Source organism: Amycolatopsis balhimycina FH 1894 (assembly GCF_000384295.1).
GTDB classification, from domain to species: Bacteria; Actinomycetota; Actinomycetes; order Mycobacteriales; family Pseudonocardiaceae; genus Amycolatopsis; species Amycolatopsis balhimycina.
Window position 1 is genome coordinate 8051342 of the sequence record NZ_KB913037.1, and the last position, 20475, is coordinate 8071816.

The 20475-nt window shown below is 71.8% G+C and carries 20 protein-coding genes; 13 read left to right on the forward strand and 7 right to left on the reverse strand.

Annotated elements, in window-relative coordinates; all coding sequences use genetic code 11:
• Window positions 1–46: 46 nt before the first annotated feature.
• Window positions 47–1234, forward strand: a complete 1188-nt coding sequence (locus A3CE_RS0137170; RefSeq protein WP_020645180.1) for a hypothetical protein — start codon at window positions 47–49, stop codon at window positions 1232–1234.
• A 216-nt stretch (window positions 1235–1450) separates the two neighbouring features.
• Window positions 1451–2299: an SGNH/GDSL hydrolase family protein gene (locus A3CE_RS0137175; protein ID WP_020645181.1), complete on the forward strand. Its 849-nt coding sequence runs from the start codon at window positions 1451–1453 to the stop codon at window positions 2297–2299.
• Here A3CE_RS0137175 and A3CE_RS0137180 read toward each other — a convergent pair.
• From A3CE_RS0137180 to A3CE_RS0137190, 3 genes are all read right to left on the reverse strand, one after another.
• Window positions 2271–2999 (reverse strand): metallophosphoesterase family protein, encoded by a 729-nt coding sequence (locus A3CE_RS0137180; RefSeq protein ID WP_020645182.1) that lies wholly within the window; start codon window positions 2997–2999, stop codon window positions 2271–2273. The two genes, A3CE_RS0137175 and A3CE_RS0137180, sit on opposite strands and share 29 nt — an antisense overlap.
• Window positions 3000–3061: 62 nt before the next feature.
• Entirely contained in the window at window positions 3062–4273 is a 1212-nt protein-coding gene (locus tag A3CE_RS0137185; RefSeq protein ID WP_020645183.1) for a cytochrome P450, read from the reverse strand.
• 34 nt (window positions 4274–4307) lie between these two features.
• A complete protein-coding gene (locus A3CE_RS0137190) occupies window positions 4308–5003 on the reverse strand; it encodes a TetR/AcrR family transcriptional regulator (protein ID WP_020645184.1) in 696 nt (231 codons plus the stop codon).
• Window positions 5004–5144: 141 nt separating this feature from the next.
• On the opposite strand from A3CE_RS0137190, the gene A3CE_RS0137195 reads away from it, so the two are divergent.
• The 3 genes from A3CE_RS0137195 (at window position 5145) to A3CE_RS0137205 (ending at window position 8055) form a co-directional block, all read left to right on the forward strand.
• Window positions 5145–6560: a replication-associated recombination protein A gene (locus A3CE_RS0137195; RefSeq protein WP_051183811.1), complete on the forward strand. Its 1416-nt coding sequence runs from the start codon at window positions 5145–5147 to the stop codon at window positions 6558–6560.
• Between the two features lie 234 nt (window positions 6561–6794).
• Entirely contained in the window at window positions 6795–7172 is a 378-nt protein-coding gene (locus A3CE_RS0137200; protein WP_020645186.1) for a VOC family protein, read from the forward strand.
• A gap of 37 nt (window positions 7173–7209) precedes the next feature.
• Window positions 7210–8055 (forward strand): NAD(P)-dependent oxidoreductase, encoded by an 846-nt coding sequence (locus A3CE_RS0137205; RefSeq protein WP_020645187.1) that lies wholly within the window; start codon window positions 7210–7212, stop codon window positions 8053–8055.
• Window positions 8056–8131: 76 nt separating this feature from the next.
• Here the strand turns inward: A3CE_RS0137205 and A3CE_RS0137210 are convergent, their stop codons facing one another.
• A complete protein-coding gene (locus A3CE_RS0137210) occupies window positions 8132–9019 on the reverse strand; it encodes a hypothetical protein (RefSeq protein WP_020645188.1) in 888 nt (295 codons plus the stop codon).
• A gap of 128 nt (window positions 9020–9147) precedes the next feature.
• On the opposite strand from A3CE_RS0137210, the gene A3CE_RS0137215 reads away from it, so the two are divergent.
• The 7 genes from A3CE_RS0137215 to A3CE_RS0137245 all read left to right on the forward strand — a co-directional run bounded on the left by A3CE_RS0137215 (window position 9148) and on the right by A3CE_RS0137245 (window position 17297).
• The gene (locus A3CE_RS0137215) at window positions 9148–9534 is read left to right on the forward strand and encodes a DUF948 domain-containing protein (protein WP_020645189.1); all 387 of its coding nucleotides are present in this window, start codon (window positions 9148–9150) and stop codon (window positions 9532–9534) included.
• A complete protein-coding gene (locus A3CE_RS0137220; protein WP_020645190.1) occupies window positions 9531–9833 on the forward strand; it encodes a hypothetical protein in 303 nt (100 codons plus the stop codon). Before A3CE_RS0137215 ends, A3CE_RS0137220 begins: the two co-directional genes overlap by 4 nt.
• 70 nt (window positions 9834–9903) lie before the next feature.
• Entirely contained in the window at window positions 9904–12564 is a 2661-nt protein-coding gene (alaS, locus tag A3CE_RS0137225; RefSeq protein ID WP_020645191.1) for an alanine--tRNA ligase, read from the forward strand.
• Window positions 12565–12628: 64 nt separating this feature from the next.
• Window positions 12629–13057, forward strand: coding sequence for a Holliday junction resolvase RuvX (gene ruvX / locus A3CE_RS0137230; protein ID WP_020645192.1), 429 nt, complete (start codon window positions 12629–12631; stop codon window positions 13055–13057).
• Entirely contained in the window at window positions 13054–15123 is a 2070-nt protein-coding gene (mltG, locus tag A3CE_RS0137235) for an endolytic transglycosylase MltG (protein WP_020645193.1), read from the forward strand. Before ruvX ends, mltG begins: the two co-directional genes overlap by 4 nt.
• 16 nt (window positions 15124–15139) lie before the next feature.
• Complete coding sequence (locus A3CE_RS0137240) at window positions 15140–15967, forward strand: shikimate dehydrogenase (RefSeq protein ID WP_020645194.1); 828 nt, start codon at window positions 15140–15142, stop codon at window positions 15965–15967.
• Window positions 15968–16037: 70 nt separating this feature from the next.
• Complete coding sequence (locus A3CE_RS0137245) at window positions 16038–17297, forward strand: GrpB family protein (protein WP_020645195.1); 1260 nt, start codon at window positions 16038–16040, stop codon at window positions 17295–17297.
• Here A3CE_RS0137245 and A3CE_RS0137250 read toward each other — a convergent pair.
• Window positions 17269–17928, reverse strand: coding sequence for a TetR/AcrR family transcriptional regulator (locus A3CE_RS0137250; RefSeq protein WP_026469223.1), 660 nt, complete (start codon window positions 17926–17928; stop codon window positions 17269–17271). The two genes, A3CE_RS0137245 and A3CE_RS0137250, sit on opposite strands and share 29 nt — an antisense overlap.
• A gap of 25 nt (window positions 17929–17953) precedes the next feature.
• A complete protein-coding gene (locus tag A3CE_RS0137255) occupies window positions 17954–18379 on the reverse strand; it encodes a hypothetical protein (protein ID WP_020645197.1) in 426 nt (141 codons plus the stop codon).
• A gap of 138 nt (window positions 18380–18517) precedes the next feature.
• On the opposite strand from A3CE_RS0137255, the gene A3CE_RS0137260 reads away from it, so the two are divergent.
• Window positions 18518–19450 (forward strand): D-2-hydroxyacid dehydrogenase family protein, encoded by a 933-nt coding sequence (locus tag A3CE_RS0137260; RefSeq protein WP_020645198.1) that lies wholly within the window; start codon window positions 18518–18520, stop codon window positions 19448–19450.
• Between the two features lie 175 nt (window positions 19451–19625).
• Here A3CE_RS0137260 and A3CE_RS0137265 read toward each other — a convergent pair whose 3' ends face one another.
• A complete protein-coding gene (locus A3CE_RS0137265; protein WP_020645199.1) occupies window positions 19626–20441 on the reverse strand; it encodes a serine hydrolase domain-containing protein in 816 nt (271 codons plus the stop codon).
• Window positions 20442–20475 lie beyond the last annotated feature (34 nt).

A 20475-nucleotide genomic window follows, 5' to 3' on the forward strand; every position in this document is an offset into this window, starting at 1 on the left:
GATGTCAGTAGTCATGGTTGCTCAGTCACGAGTAGGGTCGGTGACAATGACAGTCGACACCTCCTCCGCCGGCGACGCTGGGGTCGGGGCAGGAGCCGAGCACCTCGCCGTCGCGGCGGCGGTCACGGCGGGCGAGTCGGTTCTTTCGCGCCGGTTCGGGAGCGCGATCACCCTGGTCGCGCCCGAGGACCTCGCGGGGAGCGGGCCCGCCACGGTGGTCCGCGCGAGGGTGGTGTCGTCGTCGTTCGCGCTGCCGCGCACGCTGGTGATCAAGCACTACCCGGATCCGCCGGAGCCGGGCGCCGCCGACCCGTTCGCGCAGGAGGCGGTCAGCTACCAGCTGTTCACCGCGCTCTCGCCGGAGGAGCGGATGTGCCCGGAGCTGCTGGCCCACGACGGCCGCGACCGCGTGCTCGTGCTGGACGACCTCGGCCCCACGCCGACGCTGGAGGACAAGCTCTACGCGCGCGACTCCCGTGCGGCCGAGCGCGCCCTGCTGTCGTGGGCCCGGTCGCTGGGCAGGCTGCACGCGAGCACGGCCGGGCGCGAACCGGACTTCAACGCGCTGCTGCGGCGGCTCGGCGGCCCGGCGAAGAGCGACTCCGGCGGCGTCGACGAGCTCTGCGCGGAAGTGCCGCCGCTGCTCCAGGAGCGGCTGGGCATCACGGTGCCGGACGCGGTGCGCGCGCAGGTGACGGCGGCGGTGGAGCAGTCGCGCGCAGCGGGCTTCCGGGCGTTCAGCCCGGTCGAGCTGAGCCCGGACAACAACCTGGTCACCGGCGAAGGCGTCCGGTTCCTCGACTTCGAGTACGGCTGCGTCCGCTCGGCCCTGGTCGACGCCGCCCACCTGCGGCTGCCGTTCGCGAGCTGGCCGGACGCGCTCGCCCTGCCGGCCGGGATGAGCGAGGCGATGATCGCGGCGTGGCGCGCGGAGGTGGTGGGAGTGTGGCCGGCCTTCACCGACGACGACGTCCTCGCCACCCACCTGACCGCCAGCGAGCTGCTGCGGGTCTGGCTGATCACGGGGGAGGAGCTGGGCTCCCTCGACCTGTCCCGGCAGTCCTCCCCGGTGAGCCGTGAGGCGGCGTTCGTGACGTGGTGGCGGGACCTGGCCAAGCACGCGGGGTACGTCCGGATGCCGGCGGTCCCGGAGTTCGCGGCCAAGGTGGCCGCGGCACTGGCGGCCCGCCTCGGACCGCACGCCGACCTGGCGTTCTACCCCGCGTTCCGCTGAAGTTGCCCACAGCCTCGCCGGGGGTGCGTGGCAGCCGCTGTCGCGGTGTCTTGAATGACTCATTCAGGTCTCCGGAGGTCTTGAATGAGTCATTCAAGACCTCCGGCGAGCCGGCGAACAGGACGAATCCGGCGTCCGTGAGGTGAGCGTCAAGAATTAGGCCCGGTGTCGAGGGCGCGTTACCTCGTCCTCACCGCATGTGAGCTTCCGTGGCCGATGGTCGTGGGCGTGACCGTGATGAGCGTCGATGTCACTCCCTTTCCCGAACCTTCCCGGCCCCCGCTGGCGGCAGTCCCGCCGCTGCGGCGAGCGCGGCGGCTGGTCGTGCTCGGCGATTCCACCGCCGTCGGGCTCGGTGATCCGCTGCCGCGGCGGGGTGGCTGGCGGGGTGTCGGTCCCCTCGCCGCCGCCGCGCTCGGCATCGAAACCAGCGGCTACCTCAACCCCTCCTTCGCCGGGGCCCGGATGCGGTGCGTGCTCACCGAACAGGTCCCCGCCGCCGTCGCCCACCGGCCTGACGTGGCCCTGCTCGTCGCCGGCATGAACGACACCCTCCGGCCGGACTTCGACGCCGCGCGGATCGCCGCCGATCTCACCGAAGTGATCCGGCGCCTCCGCGAGACCGGGACCACCGTGCTGCCCGTCCGCTTCCACGACCACAGCAAGATCTTCCGCCTCCCGCCGTCGCTCAAGCGCGCCCTCAGCGCCCGCGTCGCCGAACTCAACGCCGCCATCGACGACGTCGCCGCCCGTGAAGACGTGTCCTGCCTCGATCTCGCCCGGCTGCCCGGCGCCTACGACCTGGCCTCCTGGAGCGTCGACCGGCTGCACCCCTCCGAACTGGGTCACCGCATGCTCGCGAGCGGGTTCACCGGGCTGCTCGCCGACGCCGGGTTCGCCGTGCCGGAACCGGTGAGCCTCACCTGCAGCGGCGGCGTCGAGCCGAGCACCACGGGACACGTGGGGTGGCTGGTGCTCAAGGGGATCCCGTGGCTCTGGCGCCGCGGCCGCGAGTTCCTGCCCTACGCCGCCGTCATCATGTGGAACTCGTTCCGCGCCCGCTGAACACCCGCAGCGCTTCCACGTCCGAAGCCGGGTTGCGGACGAAGAAGTCCGCCCACTCCTCGATGCCGGGGTAAGCCGACCGCGAAGCGAGGTACCGGCACGCCGCCTCGGTGTCGTACTCCGTGCGCCGCAACTGGACGCCGTCGCCGAGCAACGCCCAGTGCGCACCCCTTGTCCCGTAAGGCATCCCGACGCTGCCGGGGTTCACGATCAGCCGCCGGTCCGCGAGCCGCACGAACGGCATGTGCGTGTGCCCGCAGACGACCGTCGACGCGGAAACGCCGTCCAGCACCTCCGCCCAGCGCTCCGGAGAAGAGTCCACCAGCACGATCTCCGTGTCGTCCCGCGGTGTCGCGTGGCAGAACAGCACGCCGTCCACCGTCACCGTCAGCGGCAGCGCGTCCAGCACCGGCAGGTCGGCCGGACGCAGCTGCTTCGCCGCCCACGGGAAGATCGGGTCCGGGACGAAAGTCCCCGAGCCGCGGGCCGATTCGGCCAGCTCGCGGTCGGCGTTGCCCCGCACCCAGATCGCCCGGTCGCCCAGCCCCTGCAGCCGCTCCAGGGTCTCCACGGGCATCGGGCCGGCCAGCATGTCGCCGAGGAGCACGATCTTCTCCGCCGCCTCGACGTCCGGTTCCGCCAGGACCGCCTCCAGCGCCGGGAGCACCCCGTGGATGTCCGGCAGCACCGCCACGTTCATCGCCCCACCATCGGGCACGCCGGGCGCCCCGGGCGAGGGTGTTCGCCCAGGGCGCAACCGGCCTACGCCGTGGTCAGCGGCAGTTCCCGCACGCCCGTCATGTTCGGGTTCACCTGGAACTTCGGCGGCTCACCCGGGATCGTGCGCAACGCGGGGTAGCGGTCGAACAGGATGTTCAGCGCCACCCGGCCCTCCAGCCGCGCGAGCGGCGCGCCGATGCAGAAGTGGATCCCGCGGCCGAACGCCAGGTGCGGGTTCGGATCGCGCAGCGGGTCGAAGGCGTCCGGGTCGGTGAACACCCGCTCGTCCCGGTTGGCCGCCGCCACCCAGGTCATCAGCAGCTGGTCGGCGGGCACGGTGACGCCGCCCAGCTCCACCTCCCGCATGGTCGTGCGGGCCACCGCCGCGAACGGTGTGAGGAATCGCAGCGACTCCTCGATCGCCGGCGGCACGAGCGACCGGTCCGCGCGGATCCGCTCGTCCCACTCCCGGTGCGTGTCCAGGCACAGCACCGAGTTGCCGAGCAGCATCGTGGTGGTGATGTGCCCGGCCAGCAGCAGGATGTTGGCGAAGTTGACGACCTCGTTGCGGGACAGCCGTTCGCCGTCCAGCTCGGCCTCGACCAGCTTCGTCAGCAGGTCTTCGCGCGGCTGCTTCCGCCGCTCGTCGACGTGCACGCCGAGGTAGTCCGTGAGCGACTTCTGGCCTTCGAGGGACTTCTTGATCGCCTCGTCCTGCTTCTCGTCCTTCTTGACCAGCGAAAGCTGCTCGGAGGACTCGAACATCTTGTCCACCCAGCCCTTGAACAGGTGCCGGTCGCTCGCCGGGACGCCCAGCAGCTCGGCGATCACGATCACCGGCAGCGGGTAGGCGAGGTCCTCCACCAGCTCCAGCCGTCCGGGTGTGGTGACGGCGTCGAGCATCTCGTGGGTGATCGCGGCGATCCGCGGCTCGAGGTCCGCCACCACCTTCGGCGTGAAGGCGCGGCTGACGAGCTTGCGCATCTTGTTGTGCAGCGGCGGGTCCAGCTGCAGGAGGTTGCCCGCCGTCATCGCTTCGAGGTCGGCGTCCGGCATCATCTCCTTCGGCACCAGCCGGGTCGTGTCGGACGAGAACGTCGCCGGGTCGCGGAGGATCTCCTCGATCTCCGGGTGCCCGTAGACGTTCCACATCCCCAGCTCCGCGGCGAACTCGACGCGGCTTTCCGGTTGCTTCCCCCGCAGCCAGAACTGGGAGGCGTGGAGTCCCCAGGTGTCCGCCGGTGTGGTGGTCATTTCCGCCCCTTCTTTCCCCTGTGTGGCCCCGGGATCAGCCGGGTGCCCTGGTGGGATCGTGTGCGTAGATCCCGTTCCGGTAGCCCGAGACGAGCTCCTCGAGCGCCGAGCCCAGTTCCGCCGCCACCTCCGCCACCGCCGTGGGATCGGGCTCGCCGGACGGCTCGAACGCGGTGCGGATGACGTGCGCGAGGGCTTCCGCCCGCGCTTCCGGGGGGATGCCGTCGAACTCGTCGGTGAGCGTCCCGCCGAAGTAGAAGCCGACCGTCGTGGCGTTGATCGCGAAGGACAGGTTCGGCACGTCCGTCCGGACCAGGCCGTGCCGCAGCATCGTGTCCTCGAACTGCGCGCGCAGTTCGTCCTGCTGCTTGCGCAGGGCGAGGTCGCCCATCGAGCCGAACATCTCGGCGTTGCCGCGCAGCATCGCCATCACCAGCGGACGGCGATGGGTGGTGAGGAACGACGCCGAGATCATCCGGTGCGGGAGGATCATCGCCGGGTCGGCCTTGATCGCGCTCAGGATCTCGTCGGTGAGGTCGGCCGATTCGCGCATCATCAGCGCCTGGAACAGCAGCTCCTTGTTGCGCCAGTGCAGGTAGACGGTGCCCTTGCCGATGCCGACCGCGCGCGCGATGTCGTCGATCGCCACCTTCCGGTAGCCCATGCGCAGCAGTAGTTCGCCCGCCGCGTCCAGGATGCGGTCGGCGCGTTCGCGGTTGGGATGACTCATGCGGTTCCACCTGCTGGTTCGTTGAGCGTTTGACCTGTTGACCGGAATCGCACTTTCGGTCAACCAGTCATCACGACGGTAGCGCGGTTCCGGGCACCTCGGCAAGCGGTCTTGTCGGTGGTGTCGGTTAACGTCATCGGTGTGGCACAGGACGAGCTCTTCCCCGGCGACGCACTCTTCTCCGCGGAGCCGGCATCCCACTCGGTGAATACCGACGTGGCCCCGCCGCCGGAGCGGACGACGTCGAACGCGGCGGAACCGCAGGCGGACCCGGCCAGCTCGCCGCTGGCCGTGCGGATGCGCCCGCGCTCGCTCGGCGAGGTCGTCGGCCAGCAGCACCTGCTGCGCGAAGGCGCGCCGCTGCGGCGGCTGGTCGAAGGCGCCGCGCCGGCGTCGGTGCTGCTCTACGGCCCGCCCGGCACGGGCAAGACGACGCTGGCCAACCTGGTCTCGATCGCCACCGGCCGCCGGTTCGTCGCGATGTCCGCGCTTTCGGCCGGCGTCAAGGAAGTGCGCGGGGTCATCGAGGAGGCGCGGCGGCGCCGTCAGTACAACGCCGAGAACACCGTGCTGTTCATCGACGAGGTGCACCGGTTCTCCAAGACCCAGCAGGACGCGCTGCTCGGCGCGGTCGAGGACCGCACGGTGCTGCTCGTCGCGGCGACGACCGAGAACCCGTCGTTCTCCGTCGTGTCCCCGCTGCTGTCGCGGTCGCTCGTGCTGCAGCTGCGCCCGCTGACCGACGCCGACATCACGGAGCTGATCGAGCGCGCCCTGGCCGACGAGCGCGGCCTCGGCGGCGAGCTGACGCTGACCGAGGACGCGCGCGCCCACCTCGTCCGGCTCGCGGGCGGGGACGCGCGCCGCGCGCTCACCGCACTGGAAGCGGCGGCCGACGCGGCTTCGGCCACCGAGGCGAAGACGATCGGCCTGGCCATCGTCGAGTCCACTGTGGACAAGGCGGCGGTGCGCTACGACCGCGACGGCGACCAGCACTACGACGTGATCAGCGCGTTCATCAAGTCGATCCGCGGGTCCGATGTGGACGCCGCGCTGCACTACCTGGCCCGGATGATCGAGGCCGGGGAGGACCCGCGGTTCCTCGCCCGGCGGCTGGTCGTGCACGCCAGCGAGGACGTCGGCCTGGCCGATCCGACGGCTCTGCAGGCGGCGGTCGCGGCCGTGCACGCGGTGCAGTTCATCGGCATGCCGGAGGGGCGGCTGGCACTGGCCCAGGCCACGATCCACCTGGCGACCGCGCCGAAGTCCAACGCGGTGGTCACCGGCATCGACGCCGCGCTGGCCGACGTCCGCGCCGGCCTGGCCGGCACCGTCCCGCCGCACCTGCGCGACGGCCACTACGCGGGAGCCAAGAAACTGGGCAACGCGCAGGGCTACCGGTACCCGCACAACGTGCCGGAAGGCGTGCTGGCGCAGCAGTACCCGCCGGACGACCTGGTCGGCCGGGACTACTACGAGCCCACTCAGCGCGGCGCCGAGCGCACGCTCGCCGAGCGCGTCCCGAAGCTGCGCCGGACGATCCGCGGCGATCGGTGACCCCGGCGGACGAACGTCCGGGTTCCTGATGCTGTGCCGATCGTACCGATCCGGCCACAGTCACGGCCGAACGGCTTTGTAGCAACGGTTGCGTGCCGCGCGGGGGCGGCCTGCTTTTGGCCGGATCAGTACTTCCCGGGCCGGGAACGAACGAGATCTCCGGGTTTCGTAAGCTCGCGCCTCGAGGCGGCCCCGAACGCCGGAAGGGCCCCGTGACGGCTAGGAGGCCGACCCGTGCCCGCGAGGCTGCAGTGCGTCGTCCTGGACTGCCCGGAACCGGCCGGGCTCGCCGGTTTCTACCAGGCCCTGCTCGGTGGCGAGGTGAACCGGCCCGACCCGCGCTGGCGGGTCGACGAGGACTGGGCCACCCTGCACGTGGACGGCCTGGTCCTGGGGTTCCAGCGGGCGCCGGACCACCGGCCGCCCCGCTGGCCCGACCCGGCCTTCCCCCAGCAGTTCCACCTCGACTTCGAGGTCGACGACTTCCGGGAGTCGCACCACGTGGTCCTGGCGAACGGCGGCCGGCTGCTCGACCCCGACCTCGGCGGCCGCGGCTGGCGCGTCTACGCCGACCCGGCGGGCCACCCGTTCTGCCTCCTCGGCGACTACTGAGCGCGCGGTCGTGGCGCGCGTTCGGCACGATGGCGCTATGACTGTCGCGTTTCTCGGAACCGGAATCATGGGCGCCCCGATGGCGGCCAACCTCGCGAAGGCTGGCCTCGACGTCCGGGTCTGGAACCGGACCCGGGAGAAGGCCGAGCCCCTCGCCGAGGTCGCGACGGTCGCCGGTTCGGCGGCGTCGGCGGCCGAAGGCGCGGACATCCTCGTGACGATGCTGGCCGACGGATCCGCGGTTGCCGAAACGTTCGAAGCCGCTTCGCCCGCTTCGGGCACGTTGTGGCTACAGATGAGCACGGTCGGCCTGGACTGGACGGACCGCCTGGCCGAGATGGCCGAGAAGGCGGGCGTGGTGTTCGTCGACGCGCCGGTGCTCGGCACCCGGCAGCCTGCCGAGCAGGCGCAGCTGCAGGTCCTGGCGTCCGGTCCGGAAGAGGCGCGCCCGAAGGCGACGCCGGTGTTCGACGCGGTCGGCGTCAAGACGCAGTGGCTCGGCCCGGCCGGGCAGGGCAGCCGCCTGAAGCTGGTGATGAACGCGTGGGTGCTGGCGCTGACCAACGGCACGGCCGAAAGCCTCGGCCTGGCCCGGGCGCTGGACGTCGACCCCGCGCTGTTCCTGGAGACGATCAAGGGCGGCGGCCTGGACGTCGGCTACGCGCACGTCAAGGGCGCCGCGATGCTGTCCGGCGAGTACCCGGCGGCGTTCCCGGCCGGGCTGGCGGCGAAGGACGCCCGCCTGGTGGTCGAAGCCGCGGCCGACGACGTCGACGTCGCGGGGGCGAAAGCGGTCCTCGCGCACCTGGACGCCGTGGTGGAAGCCGGCCACGGCGACGAGGACATGGCCGCCCTTTACCGCGCGGTCGTCAAGGACTCCTGACGCGATGTCGTGAACGACCCTTTCCTGTCACCGGACGTCATGAACGAGTCGTTCACGACGTCCGGTGAGGCGCTGCTCAGTCCGGGAGGAGCGTCGCGAGCCGGTCGACGCCGAGGCCGCTCGTCATGAGGCGTTCCTTCGCGTTGCCCAGGAGCTTGCGCGTCCACGGCGTGAAGCCGCCGTCGCCGACTTCGGCCAGTTCGCCGCCGAAGGACGCGTACACCTTGAAGCAGAGGCCTTCGTAATACCCGCCGCGGCCGCCTTCGCGCTCCGGGAACGGGCGGACCGGCACCTCCGTCGCGTCGAGCAGGCCCTCGAACCGCGGGTCCAGCACGGTCACCCCGAGCGAGACCGCGGTGGCGCCCAGCGCCCGGCACCCCGCCACCATCAGCCGGGCGTGCTCGTCGACGTGCTGCCGCTCGAACTCCAGGTTGCCGGTGTCCCGGCCCGCCGTCACCGCGCCGAACAGCGAGAAGTGCGCGTACATCCCGGACCGGTCGACGCGCTGGGCGCGGACCACCCGCTGGACCGTCGCCAGCCGGACCGGATCCGGACCCGTGCGCCGGACCGCCGCTTCCAGCGCCAGCCCGGTCGTCGGATCCGCGGCGACCTCGGTGCCGCGGCCGGTCGGCACCACCCGGTGCTGCGCCAGCCCGGCCACCGCCGAATGCGTGCCCAGCGGCACCAGCGGCGCGAGCGTGACCAGGTCGAACGAAGCAGCCGCGGCCAGGAGCGCGTCCTCGACCCGCCGCAGCACGGCGAACGGCAGCGGGCTCGGCGCGACGAACCGGTCGTCCCGGTGCCGGCGCAGCACGCCGGGCCCGGACAGCCGGTCCGCGCGGCGGCGCGCGACCTCCAGCTGGACCGTCGTCAGGTCCGCGCCGGACAACGCGGCGAAGACGTCGGCCGCCGCTCCGGCCGGCCCCGCGAGGACCCGGCGGCCCGGTCCGTCGTCGTGTCCCATCGCCCAGGTGTACCGCCCCGCGACGGCCGGGGCGAGGCGTTTTCGGGGCCGGGCGGGGTGACACGGTCGGGGACCCGGCCAGGCGGTAACCTCAGGCGTCATCCCGACCCCCGAACCGAGGAGGGCCCGTGTCGGCAGGGCAGATCGCCGCGTTGATCGCCGCAGGAGCATTCGTGGTGCTGGTCGTCCTGCTGGCGATCCCGCTGATCAAGCTCGGCAAGACGCTGGACGCGGCCACCGAGGCGATCGAGCGCACCAACAGCAACACCGACCCGCTGCTGATCGGCGCGAACCAGACGATCACCCACGTGAACACCCAGCTGGAGCGGGTGGACGGGATCACCGCGAACGCGCAGGCGGTCACGGGCAACGTCTCCGCGCTGACGTCGGTGTTCACCGCGACGCTGGGCGGCCCGCTGGTCAAGACCGCGGCGCTGTCCTACGGGCTCAGCAAGGCGATCAGGGCGCGCAAGAAGAAGAGCGCCCTGAAGGCCGCGAGGAAGGCCGGCAAATGAGGCGGCTGTTCTGGCTCGGCGTCGGCGTGGTCGCCGGCGTCGCGCTGTCCCGCAAGGCCGCCGAAACCGCTCGTCAGGCCACCCCGGCCGGGTTAGCATCGAACCTCGGGGACGCCGTGCGCGAGCTGGCCGGCGCCGTCGGTTCGTTCGGCGCCGAAGTGCGCGCGGGCATGAACGAGCGGGAACAGGAGCTGCACGACATGGTCGAGGAGCGGACGGGCGTCACGGCGCCCCGCGCCGAGGGACGGCACGCGGCCGCCCGGCGCCCGGTCCGGCGAGCTCGCCGGGCGGAGGCCTGATCCGGGCCCGCCCGGACCCCTCCGCCGTCGACGTCGACCCCTTCTCCGCCACCAGCACGAGGACTGACCCGTGGACACACACGAAATCACCGATCGTTTCCTGCGCCATTTCGAGGGCAAGGGGCACACGCGCGTGCCCAGCGCGCCGCTGATCCTCGACGACCCGAACCTGCTGTTCGTCAACGCCGGCATGGTGCAGTTCAAGCCGTACTTCCTCGGTGAGGCGCCGCCGCCGTACCCGCGCGCGACCTCCGTGCAGAAGTGCGTGCGCACGCCGGACATCGACGAGGTCGGCAAGACGACCCGGCACAACACGTTCTTCCAGATGGCCGGCAACTTCTCCTTCGGCGACTACTTCAAGGAAGGCGCCATCGAGGCGGCCTGGGAGCTGATCACCAAGCCCCAGAGCGACGGCGGCTTCGGCCTCGACCCGGACCGCATCTGGGCGACCGTCTACGAGGACGACTCCGAGGCGGCCGGCCTGTGGCGCAAGCTCACCGGCTTGCCCGGCGAGCGCATCCAGGCGCGCGACATGGTCGACAACTTCTGGTCGATGGGCATCCCCGGCCCCTGCGGCCCGTGCTCGGAGATCTACTACGACCGCGGCCCGGAGTACGGCCGCGAGGGCGGCCCGGTCGTCGACGAGGACCGCTACATCGAGATCTGGAACCTGGTGTTCATGCAGAACATCCGGGGCGAGGGCAGCGGCAAGAAGGACTTCCCGATCCTCGGCGAGCTGCCCGCGAAGAACATCGACACCGGCATGGGCGTCGAGCGCGTGGCGACGATCCTGCAGGGCGTCGAGAACGTCTACGAGACCGACCTGGTGCGCCCGGTCATCGGCCGCGCGGAGGAGTTCTCCGGCCGCCGCTACGGCAGCAACCACGCCGACGACGTCCGCTTCCGGGTCATCGCCGACCACGCCCGCACCGGTGTCCTGCTGATCGGCGACGGCGTCACCCCGGGCAACGACGGCCGCGGCTACGTGCTGCGCCGGCTGCTGCGCCGCATCGTCCGGTCCACGCGCCTGCTGGGCGTGCAGGAGCCGGTGCTGCAGGAGTTCGCGAAGGTCGTGCGCGACACCATGGGCCCGACCTACCCCGAGCTGGTCGAGGGCTTCGACCGGATCAACGAGGTCGTCCGGATCGAAGAGGAGGCCTTCCTCTCGACCCTGACCTCCGGTTCGCGCATCTTCGACCTCGCGGCCGAGGAGACCAAGCGCGGTGGCGGGGACGTCCTGGCCGGTGACAAGGCTTTCCAGCTCCACGACACCTACGGCTTCCCGATCGACCTGACGCTGGAGATGGCGTCGGAGCAGGGCCTGACCGTCGACGAGGACGGCTTCCGCACGCTCATGAACGAGCAGCGCACCCGCGCGAAGGCGGACGCGGCGTCGCGCAAGACCGGCCACGGCGACCTCTCGGAGTACCGGAAGGTCCTGGAGCAGCACGGCGAGACCGAGTTTCTCGGCTACACCGACCTGCAGGCCGAGGCCAAGGTCGTCGCGCTGCTCGAAGCCGGGCAGCCGGTCCGCAGCGTCGCCGCGGGCAAGAAGGCGGAGCTGGTCCTCGACCGGACGCCGTTCTACGCCGAGAGCGGTGGCCAGGTCGCCGACACCGGCGTGCTGCTCGGCGACGGCGTCGAGCTGAAGGTCCTGGACGTCCAGAAGATCGTGCCGGGGCTGTTCGTGCACCGCGTCGAGGTCACCGAGGGCGAGGTCGGCCTGGACACCAAGCTGACCGGCTCGGTCGACGCGCACCGACGGCTGTCCGTCGAGCGCTCGCACTCCGCGACGCACCTGGTGCACGCGGCCGTCCGCGGCGCGTACGGCAAGCGCGCGGCGCAGGCGGGCTCGCTGAACTCGCCGGGCCGCATGCGGTTCGACTTCACCACGCCCGGCTCGGTCTCGGCGGACGTGCTGACCGAGGTCGAGCAGGAGGTCAACGACTACCTGCAGACCAACGTCGAGGTGCAGAGCTTCACCACGACCAAGGACAAGGCCCTCGAGCTGGGCGCGGTGGCGCTCTTCGGCGAGAAGTACGGCAACGACGTCCGCGTGGTCGACATGGGCGAGTACTCCCGTGAGCTCTGCGGTGGCACGCACGTCGACCGGATCGGCCAGCTCGGCCTGGTCAAGCTGGTCTCGGACGCCTCCATCGGCTCGGGCGTGCACCGCGTCGAGGCGCTGGTCGGCACGGACGCGCTGAAGTACGTCCGCAAGGAGCAGCTGCTGGTTTCGCAGCTGGCGAACACCTTCAAGGTGCCGTCCGACCAGCTGCCCGCCCGCATCGAAGATGTCCTGACCCGGCTGAAGAACGCCGAGAAGGAGATCGCGCAGCTGAAGACCCAGCAGGTGCTGGGGTCGACCGGGGCGCTCGCCGACAAGGCGGTCGACGTCAACGGCGTCTCGGTCGTGGCCGAGGTCGTCCCGGACGTCGACGGCAACGGCCTGCGCGCGCTCGCGTCGGACATCCGGGGCCGGCTCGGCTCGCGGCCCGGCGTGGTCGCGCTGTTCTCGCCGGCCGGCGACAAGCTGAGCTTCGTCGTCGCGACGACCAAGGCGGCCCAGGAGAAGGGCATCGCCGCGGGCAAGCTCGTGCCGTCGTTCGCCGAGAAGATCGGCGGACGCGGCGGCGGCAAGCCCGACATGGCCCAGGGCGGTGGCACCAACCCGGCCGGCGCGGCCGAGGCGGTCACCGCCCTCCGCTCGGCGATTGCCGGCATTGGTTAACCGCGGAAACCGCGGCCCGGATCGGCCAGGCAAGGACGATCCGGGGCGCGGCCGTCGGCTCGGAGTGGATGTCGGATCCGTCCGGGTCGGGGTGGCGCTGAGCGATCCGGCCCCCGTGCTCGCCTCGCCATTGGTTACCCTCTCCCGCGATGCGACCGACGACAGTGATCTGGACCAGCTGGCCGCCCTTGTCACCGAGCACGAGGTGGTCGAGGTGATCGTGGGCCTGCCGCGAACGCTCGCCAACCGGCAGGGACCGGCGGCCGAGCTGGCCATCGCGTATTCTGAACGCCTGGCCGGGCGGATAGCGCCCGTGCCGGTCCGGCTGGGCGACGAGCGGTTGACCACGGTCACCGCATCCCGCATCCTCTCCCAGCGCGGGGTCAAGGGCCGCAAGCAGCGCGCGGTGGTCGACCAGGCCGCCGCCGTGGAGATCTTGCAGGCCTGGATCGACGCCGTCGCTGCGCACCGCGCCCGGGAGGGAGACCGATGAACGAGCAACCACCCGAGCGTGGGCGCCGACGCCTGCGCGAACCGGACGCGGTGACCCCGCCGCCGTCCCGGCCCGCGCCTCGCCGCGTCGACCCGCGAGACCCCCGCGCGAGCGGCTACCAGGAGCTTCCGCAGCCGTCCCGGCACAGCGGCCAGCACGAGCTGCCGCAGCCGTCGCGCCGGGCACGGCCCGAGCCGGGCTACGACCCGGCGGGCGGCCGCCGCCGGCGGCTCGAGCCGCCGGGCACGCTGCCCCCGGCCGACGACGAGTTCGACCCGCAGGCCCAGCAGGCCGCCCCCGCCCGGGCCGCGCGGGCCCGGCACGGCCTCGACGAGGGCTCCGAGGTCGAGTCCCCGGCCCCCCGCCGCCGTCGTGCGGCCCCGGAGCCGGCCGAGGCCGCGAGCCGGCCATCCCGGCGCCGCGCCGCCGCGGAACCGGTCGAGCCACCGCCCTCGCGGCGGCGCGCGGCCGAACCCCAGCCGGGCCGGCGAGGCCCGGCTCCCGAGCCGATCGAGGCCGCCGAGCCGCGGCCGGGCCGTCGCCGGGCCCCCGACCCGGCCGAGGCCGTCGAGTCACGGCGGCGTCGCGCGGCCCTCGATCCCGACCCCGGTCCCGACCCCCGCCGCGAGCCCCCGTCGCCCGCGCGGCGGTCCGTCCAGCCGGGTGACCGCTCTGCTGTCGTGCCCGAACCCGGTGACGAGCCCCCGCGGCGGCGCCGGCCGCCGCCTCCGCCGGTGCGCGAGGAACCGCAGACCGACGTCTTGCCGGCGCTGGCTCCGCCGCCTCCGGCCGAACCCCCGCGTCCGCCGCGCGAGGAGCCGGAGCTCTTCGCCGAGGACGACGAGTACGACGAATACGACGACGAGTACGCGGACTACGACGACGCCGAGTACGACGAAGCCGAGTACGACGACTACGAGGACGAGCCGGAGAAGCCGCGGAAGAAGAAGAAGGGCAAGCGCGCCCTCGGCTGGGTCGCCGCGCTCGTGGTGATCGTCCTGCTCGCCGGCGGCGCCTACTACGGCTTCAACAAGATCTTCGGCTACGCCGACTTCGAAGGTTCCGGCGACGGTGACGTGCTGTTCCAGGTCGACGACGGCGACTCGACGTCGGCGATCGGCGCGAAGCTCGCCACGGCGGGCGTCGTCGCCAGCGGCAAGGCGTTCGTGAAGGCGGGCGAGGACAACACGAAGCTGGCCAAGCTCCAGCACGGCTTCTACGTGATGAAGTCGCACATGTCCGGAGCCAGCGCGGTCGAACGCATCGTGGCCCCGGAGGCCAGGGTCGGGCAGCTGGAGATCCGGCCGTACACGCAGTTCGACGACATCACCCAGCCCGACGGCAAGGTCACGCCCGGTGTGTACAGCCTGATGGCGAAGGCCTCGTGCGCCCAGCTCAACGGCAAGAGCACCTGCGTCACGACCGACGACCTGCGCAAGGTCGTCGACGGGGCGGACCTGAAGGCGCTCGGCGTGCCGGACTGGGCGGTCGAGCCCGCGAACAAGGCCGACCGCAAGGACCGCAGGCTGGAAGGCCTGATCGCCCCGGGCGTCTACGACGTCCGGCCCGGGGCCAGCGCACAGGAGATCATCACCCAGCTGGTGAAGTCCTCGGCCGAGGCGATCCAGAACGCCGGGCTCAGCCCGCAGTCGGCCGGTCCGGGGATGACGCCGTACCAGACGCTGATCATCGCCTCGATCATCGAACGCGAAGCCGTGAAGACCGACTTCGGCAAGCTCTCGCGGGTGATCTACAACCGGCTGGCGATCACCATGCGGCTGCAGATGGACTCCACGGTCAACTACGTGCTGGACCGGCCGACCCTGAAGACCAACGACGACGACCGCGCGAAGTCCGGGGCGTACAACACGTACCGGAACACCGGGCTGCCCCCGACCCCGATCTCGGTCCCGAGCCCCGACGCCATCCAGGCGGCGGTGCACCCGCCGGAGGGGGACTGGTTGTACGTCGTCAAGTGTGAGAAGAACGGCCTGTCCTGCTTCGCGGTCAAGCTGGAGGACCACAACAAGAACGTCGCGGAAGCCAGGGCGAAGGGTGTCTTCTGAGCCGCGCCGCGCCGCCGTGCTGGGCAAGCCGGTGGCGCACTCGCTGTCGCCGGTGCTGCACACGGCCGCGTTCGCCGCGCTCGGCCTGACGGGCTGGACGTACGAGCGGATCGAGACGAGCGCCGAAGAGCTCCCGGGGCTCGTCGACGGCCTGGGCCCCGAGTGGGCCGGGCTCTCGGTCACCATGCCGGGCAAGCGCGCGGCGCTGGACCACGCGGACGAGGTGACGCCGCGCGCGGCCGCCGTCGGCGCGGCCAACACCCTGGTCCGCACCGCGAAGGGCTGGCTCGCGGACTGCACCGACGTCGACGGCGTCACCGGCGCCCTGCGCGCGGCGGGCGGCTACGAGCCGTCGCCCGCCGACATCGCGGTCGTGCTCGGCGCGGGTGGCACCGCGGCGGCGGCCGTCGTCGGGCTCGCGGCGCTCGGGGTGCGGCAGGTGCGCCTGGTCGTCCGGGAACCCGCCCGGGCCTCGGAAACCCTCGACGCGGCGAAGCGGGCTTCGCTCGACGTCGACGTGCTCCGCTGGTCCGAAACGGACTTCGCGACGCTGGGTTCCGCGGCGGTGCTCGTGAACACCGTCCCGCCGGACGCGGTCGGGCCGCACGTGGCCGACCTGGCCCCGGTCGCGCACGTCCTCGACGTCATCTACCACCCGTGGCCGACGCCGCTCGCCGAAGCGGTCGCGGCGCGCGGTGGCCGGCTCGCGACCGGGCTGGACATGCTGCTGCACCAGGCCTTCGGCCAAGCCGAGCACTTCACCGGCCGCCCCGCCCCGCGCGCGGCGATGCGGGACGCGCTGCGCGCGGCGACGGGCAACCTGCTGCCGCTGCCGATCGGCTGAAGTTCACTGGCGAAGATCGCCGGTTCCGATATTCTGGTGGACTGCCCAAAAGAAGGGGGTCTTCACCAAGATGACCAGTCAAGAAGCGCTGAACGACGCCGGGATCGCCTCGGCGTGGGTCGGCGAGGCACCGAAACTCGAGTCCACGGTCACGCTCGCCGACTACGACCCGGAGTGGCCGAAGCTCTTCGAGCGCGAAGCCGGGCGGATCCGGGGCGTGCTGGGGGACCGGGTGCTCGTCCTCGAGCACGTGGGGTCGACGTCGGTGCCGGGGCTGTGCGCCAAGCCGATCATCGACATCCTCCTGGAGGTACCGGATTCCGACGACGAGGACGCCTACGTCCCCGCCCTGGAGGCGGCCGGCTACCGGCTCGTCATCCGCGAGCCGGACTGGGAGAAGCACCGCTGCTTCAAAGGCCCGGACACGGACATCAACCTGCACGTGTACTCGCCCGGAAACGGCCAGACCGAGCGCTACCGGCTCCTGCGCGAGCGGATGCGGGCGCACCCGGAGGAGCGTGACCTCTACGTGGCGAAGAAGCGGGAGCTGGCCGCGAAGACGTGGAAGTACATCCAGAACTACGCCGACGCCAAGACGGAGGTGATCGAGGAGATCCTCGGCCGGGCGCGCGCGGCGCAGTACGACGCGTTCAGCGAGGACTACGCCGAGCACGCGGAGAAGTCCGTCACCAACGCTCTCTACGACCGGCCCGCGATCGTGGACCTGGCCGGAGACGTCGAGGGCAAGCGCGTGCTCGACGCCGGCTGCGCGGCCGGGCACCTGAGCGCGTTGCTGGCCGGGCGGGGAGCGGACGTCCTCGGCGTCGACGCGAGTGCCGGCATGGTCGCCGTCGCGCGGCGGAAGTTCGGGGACGTCGCGCGGTTCGAGCAGGCGGACATCACCCGTCCACTCGACGTCGAGGACGGCTCGATCGACGTGGTCACGGCGTCGCTCGTGCTGCACTACCTGAAGGACTGGGGGCCGGCGCTGGCGGAGTTCCGCCGGGTCCTGAAGCCCGGCGGGCTGCTGGTGTTCTCGGTGCACCACCCGGGCGAGGACTGGCGGTGGTTCGGCAAGGAGAACTACTTCGAGGTCGAGCTGCTGGAAGACGAGTTCCCGCCCGGTCAGCGGGTGCGCTTCTACCGGCGTCCGCTGAGCCGGACGTTCCAGGCGGTGCGCGACGCCGGGTTCGACGTCGACCGCCTGGTCGAGCCGATGCCGGTACCGGAAACCGACGAGGCGGATCCGAACTGGGCGGCGAACCTGCGCACCAAACCGCGGTTCCTGTACTTCCGGGCGGTCAGTCCCGCTTCGCCAGCTCGCGGATGAGGTCGACGACCTCCCGGCTGACCGGCCGGAACATCCGCAGCCGGGAGAGCGCGGCCAGCCGGGCGATCAGGGGGACGCTGCGCTCGACCAGCATCCGGCTGCGTTTGGTGCCGGGCGAGCGGTCGTGGACCCAGAACAGCACCACGCCCATCTGACCGAGCCAGAGCAGCTCCGGCAGCTGGTCCCGCAGTTCCGGGTCGAGCTTGACGTCGGAGCCGTCGACGACCTCGCGCATGAGGCCGATCGAGGCTTCGCGGGCGGCCGAGGAGTCGTCGCTGAACGGGCTCAGCGGCGACTCCGGGTCGGCCGCGTTGACGAAGAACTGCGTGCCGAACCGGTGGTAGGGCTCGGCGATGTCGAGCCAGCACAGCAGCACCGCCCGCAGGCGCGCCGCGAAGCCGGTTTCGCCGTCCAGCAGCGCCCGGGCCGCGGCCAGGTGCTGCCGGGCGATCTCGTCGTAGAAGCCCTGGACCAGCTGTTCCTTCGAGGAGAAGTAGTAGTAGGCGTTCCCGACCGAGACGCCCGCTTCCGCGGCGATCGCCCGCATCGTCGTCCGGTCGTAGCCGTTCTCGGTGAACAGCCGCATCGCGGTCGTGACGATCAGGGACCGCGTTTCCTCGCTCTTGGCCACGCGCAGCACGTTAGCGCCGGGTCCGTCAGGGCGCGGGGTAGGGCGGGACCTGGCCGGCGTAAGGCATCGGGAGCGGCTGTGACACCGGGACCGATGGGAGCTTCGGAGCCAGGTGGCGGCGCCGGATGCCGTTGAAGACCAGCACGTTCGTCAGGTGCATGAAGCCGAGGACGAGCGCGACCGTGCCGACCTTCACCGAGATCAGCTCGAACACCTCCCGCGCGGTGGGCACCTCGGCGCTGCTGGTCAGGAACAGCGTCACGAAACCGAGGCTGATCAGGTAGAAGCCGACGACCAGGAGCTGATTGACGGCGGCGGCGAGGCCGGGGCTGTCGGCGAAGACCTCGGTGAGGAAGGCGCGGCCGTGCTTGCTCAGCGTCCGGGCCACGAGCACGGTCAACGGAACGCTGATGAGCAGGTAGAGCGCATAGGCGAGGACGATTCGATCCATGGTTCCTCCAGGTCGTGAACACCAGGTTTTGAACGTGTTCAGGATGACGGTAGCCCTCTTTCTGAACGCGTTCAAGAGTGCCGGGCGTCACGTCGCCCCTGGTCCGCGGGCCGGGCCCGGGCTGGCTACGGTGAGGCCATGCGGATCGCGATTCTCGACGACTACCAGAACGTCGCCCTCACCTTCGGTGACTGGGACTCGCTCAAGGCCGGCATCACGGTCTTCACGCGGCCCCTGGACGACGTCGTCCGGCAGCTGCAGGGCTTCGAGGCGGTCGTCGCGATGCGTGAGCGCACCCGCTTCCCGGCCGAGGTGCTCGACCGGCTGCCCGACCTGAAGCTGCTGGTCAGCACGGGCAAGCGGAACGCGGCGATCGACGTCGCGGCCGCGCGGCGCAACGGCGTCGTCGTGTCGGCCACCGGGTACATCGGGGAACCGACCGCCGAGCACACCTGGGCGCTGATCCTCGCCGCGTCGCGGAACCTGCCGCAGGAGTTCCGGTCCATGCGCGAGGGCGGCTGGCAGACGACCGTCGGCACCATGCTGCACGGCAAGACGCTCGGCCTGCTCGGCCTCGGCAGGCTCGGCGCGGGCGCGGCGAAGATCGGCCAGGTCTTCGGCATGGAGACGATTGCCTGGAGCCAGAACCTGACGCGGGAGAAGGCCGATCCGCACGGCGTCACCGCGGTGTCCAAGGAGGAGCTGTTCGCCCGCTCCGACGTGCTTTCCGTCCACCTGGTGCTCAGCGAGCGGACGCGGGGCCTGGTCGGGGCGGCCGAGCTCGCCGCGATGAAGCCCACCGCGTTGCTGGTGAACACCTCCCGCGGCCCGATCGTCGACGAGGCCGCGCTGGTGGACGCCTTGCGGCGCAAGGAGATCCGGGCCGCGGCGCTCGACGTCTACGACACCGAGCCGTTCCCCGCCGACCATCCACTGAGGACACTCGACAACGCCGTTCTGACACCGCACATCGGGTTCGTCGCGCGGGAGACGTACGAGATCTTCTACGGCGACGCGATCGAGGACATCGCCGCCTACCAGGCGGGGACGCCGATCCGCCTCATGGAGTGAAGGTGTGCGGCCCGCCGGGGCTCGAGGTCCCCGCACCAGCCCGGCGGCGGGCCTGCACCCTTAGATGAGACCACCCCGGCCACCCGTGGCGGCAGGGTCTTTGGACCCTGGCCGCCCCGGGCCGTTGGGCAGCACGCGCGGTCGGCGATTTTCCCTCCGGGGCGGGAAAGCGCGTTCACGCGCCCAGTTCCGCCAGCACGGCGTCGGTGTAGCGCGGCCAGACCTCGGCGGCCCACGGGCCGAACGCGCGGTCGGTCAAGGCGACGCAGGCCGCCCGCGCGTCCGGGTCGACCCACAGGAACGTGCCCGACTGGCCGAAGTGCCCGAAGGTGCGCGGTGAGCTGTCCGCCCCGGTCCAGTGCGGGCTCTTGTGGTCGCGGATCTCGAAGCCGAGGCCCCAGTCGTTGGGCTTCTGGTGGCCGAAGCCGGGCAGCACGCCGGAAAGCCCGGGGAACACGACGTTCGTCGCTTCGGCGACGGTGGCCGGGTCCAGCAGCTTGGGGGCCTGCAGCTCGGCGGCGAACGCGGCCAGGTCGTCCACAGTGGACACCGCGCCGGACGCGGGTGAGCCGTCGAGGGTCGTGCTCGCCATGCCGAGCGGGGCGAACAGCGCCTCGGCCTGGTACTGCGCGAACGGGATGCCGGAGTGCTCGGCCAGGGTGTCGGCCAACTGCTCGAACCCGGCGTTGGAGTAGAGCCGCCGCGTGCCCGGCGCGGCCATCGCCTTGTGCGCGTCGAAGGCGAGCCCGGAGGTGTGGGCCAGCAGGTGCCGCACGGTCGAGCCGTCGGGGCCGGCCGGGGTGCCGAGCTCGACGACGCCCTCTTCGATCGCGATGAGCGCGGCGTAGGCGGTCAGCGGCTTGGAGACCGAGGCCAGCCGGAACTTCCGCGCGGTGTCGCCGTGGCTGCCCGCGACGCTCCCGTCCGCCGTCACCACGGCCGTCGCGGCGTTGTCCACCGGCCACTCGTCGATCAGGCGCACGCTCTCCATGGGGCCAGCCTACGAAACGCCACGAAGGCCTTCG